This is a genomic window from Lactococcus sp. DD01 (assembly GCF_001578715.1).
Classification (GTDB): Bacteria; Bacillota; Bacilli; order Lactobacillales; family Streptococcaceae; genus Lactococcus; species Lactococcus petauri.
In genome coordinates this window covers 809,661-816,846 of record NZ_KQ968939.1, presented here as the reverse complement: position 1 = coordinate 816,846, position 7,186 = coordinate 809,661, and the positions used below count along the sequence as shown (strand labels likewise).

General features: G+C 39.3%; 7 protein-coding genes. 3 read left to right on the top strand and 4 right to left on the bottom strand.

The window, feature by feature from the left end:
- Window positions 1-65: 65 nt before the first annotated feature.
- The 4 genes from nrdE to plsY form a co-directional block, all read right to left on the bottom strand.
- Window positions 66-2,234: a class 1b ribonucleoside-diphosphate reductase subunit alpha gene (gene nrdE / locus LACDD01_RS03950; RefSeq protein WP_019293703.1), complete on the bottom strand. Its 2,169-nt coding sequence runs from the start codon at window positions 2,232-2,234 to the stop codon at window positions 66-68.
- 53 nt (window positions 2,235-2,287) lie between these two features.
- Window positions 2,288-2,707 carry a class Ib ribonucleoside-diphosphate reductase assembly flavoprotein NrdI gene (gene nrdI, locus LACDD01_RS03945; protein ID WP_019292484.1) on the bottom strand — a complete coding sequence of 140 codons (420 nt, stop codon included), beginning with the start codon at window positions 2,705-2,707 and terminating at the stop codon, window positions 2,288-2,290.
- A complete protein-coding gene (gene nrdH / locus LACDD01_RS03940; protein ID WP_019292485.1) occupies window positions 2,704-2,922 on the bottom strand; it encodes a glutaredoxin-like protein NrdH in 219 nt (72 codons plus the stop codon). Before nrdH ends, nrdI begins: the two co-directional genes overlap by 4 nt.
- A 107-nt stretch (window positions 2,923-3,029) precedes the next feature.
- Window positions 3,030-3,668, bottom strand: a complete 639-nt coding sequence (gene plsY / locus LACDD01_RS03935; protein ID WP_019293702.1) for a glycerol-3-phosphate 1-O-acyltransferase PlsY — start codon at window positions 3,666-3,668, stop codon at window positions 3,030-3,032.
- Between the two features lie 229 nt (window positions 3,669-3,897).
- Here plsY and parE point away from each other — a divergent pair, with 229 nt between their 5' ends.
- The 3 genes from parE to LACDD01_RS03920 are packed head-to-tail and all read left to right on the top strand — an operon-like array spanning window position 3,898 to window position 7,165.
- Entirely contained in the window at window positions 3,898-5,835 is a 1,938-nt protein-coding gene (gene parE, locus LACDD01_RS03930; protein WP_061413274.1) for a DNA topoisomerase IV subunit B, read from the top strand.
- 23 nt (window positions 5,836-5,858) lie between these two features.
- Window positions 5,859-6,701: a 3'-5' exonuclease gene (locus tag LACDD01_RS03925; RefSeq protein ID WP_061413272.1), complete on the top strand. Its 843-nt coding sequence runs from the start codon at window positions 5,859-5,861 to the stop codon at window positions 6,699-6,701.
- 2 nt (window positions 6,702-6,703) lie between these two features.
- Complete coding sequence (locus tag LACDD01_RS03920; RefSeq protein WP_019292489.1) at window positions 6,704-7,165, top strand: GNAT family N-acetyltransferase; 462 nt, start codon at window positions 6,704-6,706, stop codon at window positions 7,163-7,165.
- Window positions 7,166-7,186: the final 21 nt, after the last annotated feature.

The following is a 7,186-nucleotide window of genomic DNA, read 5'->3' as shown; positions in this document are numbered from 1 at the left end:
GTTAATGGCTGCATAGTAAGTAGGGACTTTTTGGTTATTTTGTTCAGACATAGTATTTCCTTTTTTTAAACAACACAGCTTTCACATTGGTTTGAGCCAACTTCCTCTTCATCGTCAGTAAAGGTACGGACGTAGTAGATAGTTTTGATACCTTTATTGTAAGCATAGTTACGCAAGATACTCAAATCACGTGTTGTCATTTTATTATTTGCAATTTTCCACTCATAAAGGCCTTCAGGTAAAGTTGAACGCATGAAGAGGGTCATAGACAAACCTTGATCGACATGTTCTGTTGCAGCAGCGTAAACGTCAATGACAGCACGCATGTCTGTATCGTAAGCAGATTTGTAATAAGGAATGGTATCTGTTGAAAGACCAGCGGCTGGATAGTAAATCTTACCGACTTTCTTTTCTTGGCGTTCTTCGATACGGTTAACGATCGGGTGAATTGAAGAAGAACAGTCGTTGATATAAGAAATTGATCCATTAGGAGCAACGGCCATACGGTAAGAGTTATAAAGTCCACCTTGCATAACTTTTTCTTTTAAGGCAGCCCATTCAGCTGGACCAGGTACAGCAATACCAGCGAAAAGTTCTTGGATTTCGTTTGGAACAGCGGCGAAATAGTCATGGTTAAGGTATTTGTCGAAGTAAGAGCCGTCCGCATAAGCAGATTTATCAAAGTCTTTGAAGGTTGCTTGGCGTTCAACTGCAAGTGTATTTGATGCAACTAAAGTATAGTAGTTCAAGAGCATAAAGTAAACACTTGTAAAGTCAACAGCGGCTTTGCTGTCGTAATGGATATGGTTTTTAGCGAGGAAAGAATGAAGCCCCATAGCACCAAGTCCGATGGCACGCATTTCGTTATTTCCTTTACGTACAGTTGGTACAGAGTCAAGATTTGAAGTTTCAGAGATGAAAGTCAAGGCACGAACCATTGATTCAATTGAGCTTCCAAAGTCTGCGCCTGAAGTCATCATGTTCATGACATTTGTTGAACCCAAGTTACATGCAACGTCAGTTCCTAATGTTGAATATGTTTGATCATCATTAAGCACAGAAGGTGTTTGAACTTGAAGGATTTCAGAACAAAGATTACTCATAGAGATAACACCATCGACAGGGTTAGCTTTGTTTACTGTATCGATGTTCACGATGTAAGGATAGCCAGATTCTTGTTGGAGTTTAGAGAGTTCTTGCTCCAACTCACGCGCGCTGATTTTGATTTTACGGATATTATCGTTTGCGAGCATATTGTCGTATTCTGCTGTAATATCAACATGGGCAAAAGGCATACCATATTCTTTTTCAACAAAGTAAGGCTCAAAGAGGTACATATCTTCGCCCTTAGCTGCAAGTTCGTAGAATTTATCAGGAACAGTTACACCGAGTGACAAAGTTTTCACACGAATTTTCTCATCAGCATTTTCTTTTTTTGTTGAGAGGAATTCCATAATATCAGGGTGGAAAATGGAAAGATAAACCACACCAGCCCCTTGACGTTGTCCAAGTTGGTTGGCATAAGAAAAGCTATCTTCGAAAAGTTTCATCACGGGAACAACGCCCGCTGCAACGCCATCGTAACCTTTGATTGGTGCACCAGCACCACGTAAATTGGTCAAGTTAAGACCAACACCGCCTCCGTTTTTTGAAAGTTGGAGGGCAGAGTTAATGGTACGACCAATCGAATTCATATCGTCTGTCAGCTGTAAAAGGAAACAGCTGACAAACTCACCGCGGCGTTTACGTCCAGCATTGAGGAAAGTTGGAGTAGCAGGTTGGTAACGGCGATTAACCATAGCAAAGGCTAAATTACGTGCAAGTTTTGTATCACCATCAGCCATGTAGAGCGCGTTCATCAAGACGCGATCTTCAAAGTTTTCCAGATAGAGTGTACCTTCGTTGTTTTTCATGGCGTATTGATTATAGAACTTGTAAGCAGCCATAAAGCTATCAAACTTAAAGCCAAAGTCCAACAATTCTTGATGAAGTTGTTCAATGAAACTCATTTCATACTTACGGATGAAGTCTTCTTCTAGGTAATCGCCTTCTAGAAGGGCTTCAATTTTTTCGGCATAAGTATCTTTAGTGAAAGTGTTAGGCTCAACATTTTCCTTGAAGAAGGCAGTGATTGCTTCTTTGTCTTTTGCTAAAGGAATAGAGCCGTTAACGGGGATATTGATTTGATTGTTAAGTGTAAAGTACGTAACATCTTCAAGATTTTTAAGTGACATATATTTCTCCGGGGCTTTGCGCCCGCATGCTAATTTTTTATTTTTAGTGAAATTTATGATTTGAGACTGATGTTTGCTCCAGACTCTAATCGAGCTGCAATGTCTTCGACAGCAGCTACATCGCTCGGTGTGCCATTAAATTCGAAATCGTAAACAATAGGAATTTGGAATTGAGCGGATAATTCTTTTGCGGTAAATATATATAAAGAAGCAAAATTTCGATTTCCTGTACCGACAATGCCTTTACAGTATTGTGCGTTATTGGCATAGGACATAAATTCAAAGACTGGGTCCATAATGTCCATGCTTTTTTCAGCTCCAGGAGTTTCATCCGCATAACTTGGGACGATAATCAGGAAATCTTCATTTGCTTCAAATTCGGGATCGTTAGGCAGAATTTCTTCATGCTCTAAATTGGTTTTATTGACAAAACGACGTGTTTGGCCAGTTATACTGAAATAGATTAATTTCATGCCAATTTTGCCAATTCGCTTGGGTTAAAACCAGAGAATGAAACGTCGTCTTTGACAACGACAGGTGCAGCACGATATCCCATATCAAGCACTGTTTGTACAAATTCTGGTTTTTCGTCAATGTTAATTTCTTCAAAGTCCACAGTGTGTTCTGTGAGCCATTTTTTTACCATTTTACATTGCATGCAGTTGTTTTTTGAGTATACAGTGACCATAATTATTCTCCAATTTTTTCATTATTTTTATTCTTTTATTTTAGTATAAAAAAATACCTAGTCAAGTTATCGATACTAGATATTGTGGTCTATAATTATGTAAAATACTATATATTGTGTTGTTTGCTGAGGTTTAAGCCGAATGGTACCAAAGATTCTTCTTTATTTTTTATTCTCTTAATGTTACTCTTGTGTCGAACGATGATAATAGAAGCCAAGGCTAAAATTATTACCGAAAACAAGGGATCGTAATCGGGTAAAATAAAGTGGAAATAAGGAAAAACAAGAACGCCAATCAGTGCAGCAATGGCTCCTAAAATAGAAGACAGGCTAATCATGCTGAAAAGGTAAAGCACGAGGAAGAAAACTACGGCCAGATAAAGGAGGAAAACGGGGTTAAATCCAAGAACAACACCAGCTGAAGTCGCAACAGCCTTTCCACCTTTAAATTTGTCAAAGACGGAAATGGTGTGACCAACGACCGCTAACAATCCAAAAATAAGTGGCGAAACACCATGAACATGGAAAATGAGAGGCAGAAGTGTGGCCAATGTACCTTTGAGAAGGTCAAAGATGAAAACAATGATGCCAGCTTTTTTTCCAAGAATACGGAAAGTATTCGTTGTACCAGTATTTCCAGAACCATACGCGTGCAGATCTTTTTTAAAGAAAATCTTTCCAATCCAAAGTCCTGCAGGAATCGCTCCAATAAGGTAGGCAGCGATGCATAAAATTATTATAGTCATATCATCTTTCTTTTACGTTTGTAATAGCTCTACAATTATAACATAAAAGTTGACTATTTTTAGCGATTCTTTGAAAGAAAATCTTTTCAAATTTAATTTTTTTAGGTAATAGGGATAAAAAAGCTCAGTTTGTTTTATAAAGACTTTTGACAAAGGCTCTTGAAGAATGTAGAATAGGAAAGATGAATATTTCTGCTGGTTTAGAGCTAGCTTAAATGGAGAATAATGAATGGTAGATATAAATAATTACGACGACAGCGCGATTCAGGTCCTGGAAGGGCTTGATGCCGTAAGAAAGCGCCCAGGGATGTATATTGGTTCAACGGATTCAACAGGCTTGCATCACTTGATTTGGGAAATTGTAGATAATGCTGTCGATGAAGCCTTGTCAGGCTTTGGAACAAAGATTTCGGTAATATTAAATAAAGACGGCTCTGTTACTGTGGAAGATGAAGGGCGTGGAATGCCTGTCGGAATGCACGCTACAGGCAAACCGACTGTTGAAGTTATCTTTACTGTCCTTCATGCGGGTGGTAAGTTTGGCCAAGGTGGCTACAAAACATCCGGAGGCTTACATGGTGTAGGTTCTTCCGTCGTGAATGCTTTGTCAAGCTGGCTTGAAGTAGAGATTACGCGTGATGGTAATGTTTATCGTCAACGTTTTGAGAACGGTGGACATCCTGTAACAACATTAGAACAAATAGGTAAGGCACCAAAATCTAAAACAGGGACAAAAGTTACCTTTATGCCAGATGCGACGATTTTTTCGACGATTGAATTTAAATACCAAACAATCTCGGAAAGGTTAAACGAATCTGCCTTTCTTTTGAAAGACGTCACTCTCTCGCTTACAGATCAGCGTGGAGAAGAGGAAGTTAAGGAAGAATTCCGCTATGAAAATGGCGTACAAGATTTTGTAGACTACCTCAATGAGGATAAGGATACGCTCACACCCGTTTTATATTTTGCAGGGGAACAAGATTCTTTCCAAGTAGAAGTAGCTTTACAATATAATGATGGTTATTCGGAAAATATCCTTTCTTTTGTTAACAATGTTCGGACAAAGGATGGCGGAACACATGAAGCTGGACTTAAAACGGCCTTGACCAAAGCCATGAATGATTATGCCAGAAAAACAGGTTTACTCAAAGACAAGGATAAAAATCTCGAAGGCTCAGACTATCGTGAAGGGCTGACAGCTGTTCTCTCTATTCTTGTACCAGAAGAATACTTGCAGTTTGAAGGGCAAACGAAAGATAAACTTGGGTCACCCTTAGCACGTCCAGCAGTTGATGCTCTGGTCTCTGAAAAATTGACTTTCTATCTTCTGGAGAATGGTGAACTGGCACAAAATTTAATTCGTAAGGCGATTAAAGCGCGTGAAGCACGTGAAGCAGCACGCAAAGCACGTGAAGAATCTCGAACAGGTAAAAAGAATAAGAAAGACAAAGGACTTCTTTCAGGGAAATTAACACCAGCACAAACCAAAAATCCTAATAAAAATGAACTCTACCTTGTCGAAGGAGATTCTGCCGGTGGTTCAGCAAAACAAGGACGCGACCGTAAATTCCAAGCGATTTTACCTTTGCGTGGTAAGGTAATCAATACTGAAAAAGCCAAAATGCAGGATATCCTTAAAAACGAAGAAATCAACACAATGATTTACACTATTGGTGCGGGTGTTGGAGCAGATTTTACCCTCGCGGATCGGAACTATGATAAAGTAATTATTATGACCGATGCGGATACAGATGGTGCACATATCCAAACCCTACTTCTTACCTTTTTCTATCGCTACATGAAGCCTCTTCTCGAAAATGGGCACGTTTATATTGCCTTGCCACCGCTCTATAAGATGAGTCAAGGTAAAGGCAAAAAAGAAAAAGTTGCTTATGCTTGGACAGATGCTGAACTTGAAGAACTTCGTCAAACTTTTGGCAAAGGAGCAACGCTTCAGCGTTATAAAGGTCTAGGGGAAATGAATGCTGACCAGCTGTGGGAGACAACTATGAATCCTGAAACTCGTACATTGATTCAAGTAACTATTGATGATGCAGCGCAAGCTGAAAAACGGGTTTCAGTTTTGATGGGAGACAAGGTGGAGCCTCGTCGTAAATGGATTGAAAACAATGTGAAGTTTACATTGGAAGAAAACACAGTCTTTTAAGTAATTGCATATTTTTAGGAAAAATGAGAAAGGGATGTGATAAGGTGGAGCATTACGTAGTATTTGACTTTGAGACAACAGGGTTTAGTCCTCAAAAAAATGAAATTATTCAAATTGGTGCTGTCAAATATGACCAATCGCACCAAGAAATTGCGCGCTTTAATCAGTTGATCAAACCCACGCGTTCTTATCTTCCAACTAAAATTTCAGAACTGACTGGAATTTGGCCGGCTTCCTTACTGGGGCAACCAGTTCTAGCTGAAGTTTTACCTGATTTTATAGCCTTTTCAAGGGATAGTTTGATGGTGGCTCATAATGCGCCTTTTGATGTCAGCTTTCTGTATCAGGCGATAGTAGATTGTGAGATTGGTGATGCACCTCATTTTCAAGTCTACGATACACTTTCTGAAGCAAAAAAATTAGTGCAGATGCCCAACTATAAGTTGGAAACCTTTAAGGATGTTTTAGGTATTGATTTGCGCAGCCACGATGCACTCAATGATTGCCTTATCACCGCACGTCTCTATCAATACTTACAAGATTTATCACGTCCACCAAAACCTCAACTAGTATCAAACGAAAGTTTACAAATGGATTTGTTTGGTGAGATAGATACGACAATCACGGAAGAAGTTCGCCGAAAATTGAGCTTACCAATTACGAAAGATTTGGTTTATTATCGTAGAGATACACAGCGAAATTGGCAAAAATTCGAGGTGACAGGCTTAGCGATAACAGCAGCTTATTCAACGGGTTACAGTCTGACAGCTACGCTTTATAATAATGAGACAGTAACCATTCATTCTGACTTTTTGAAGGAAATGCAGAAAGCTAACTTTACAAACGAAATAGAAAAAGAGGGATAAATATGGCATGGAAGATTAAAAATTTCGAAGAACTTACGCGATCAGAACTCTACAAAATTTTACAAGTCCGCTCTGAAGTTTTTGTTGTTGAACAAGAATGTGCTTATCAAGATGTCGACGGTAAGGATCAAAAGTCATTGCATTTGTGGTTAGAAGATGATGAAGGTGCCATTCAATCCTACTGTCGTATCTTACCGGCGGGGCTTTCTTATCCTGAGGCCTCTATTGGCCGTGTACTGGTGAAGGAAAGCCAACGTGGCAAAGGAACGGCGCGTAAAATGATGCAACAGGCTCTTGAGTTTCTGGCTCAATCATGGCGAGAACCTGTAGTGCGTATTGAAGCGCAGTACTATCTCCGGGCATTCTATGCTTCTTTTGGATTCAAGGAAGATTCAGAACCCTTTTTGGAAGATGGCATAAAACATGTTGAAATGATTTTGGACTTAAAGGATTTTGCCTCTTAAAAAACATTTTGTAAACTTAAA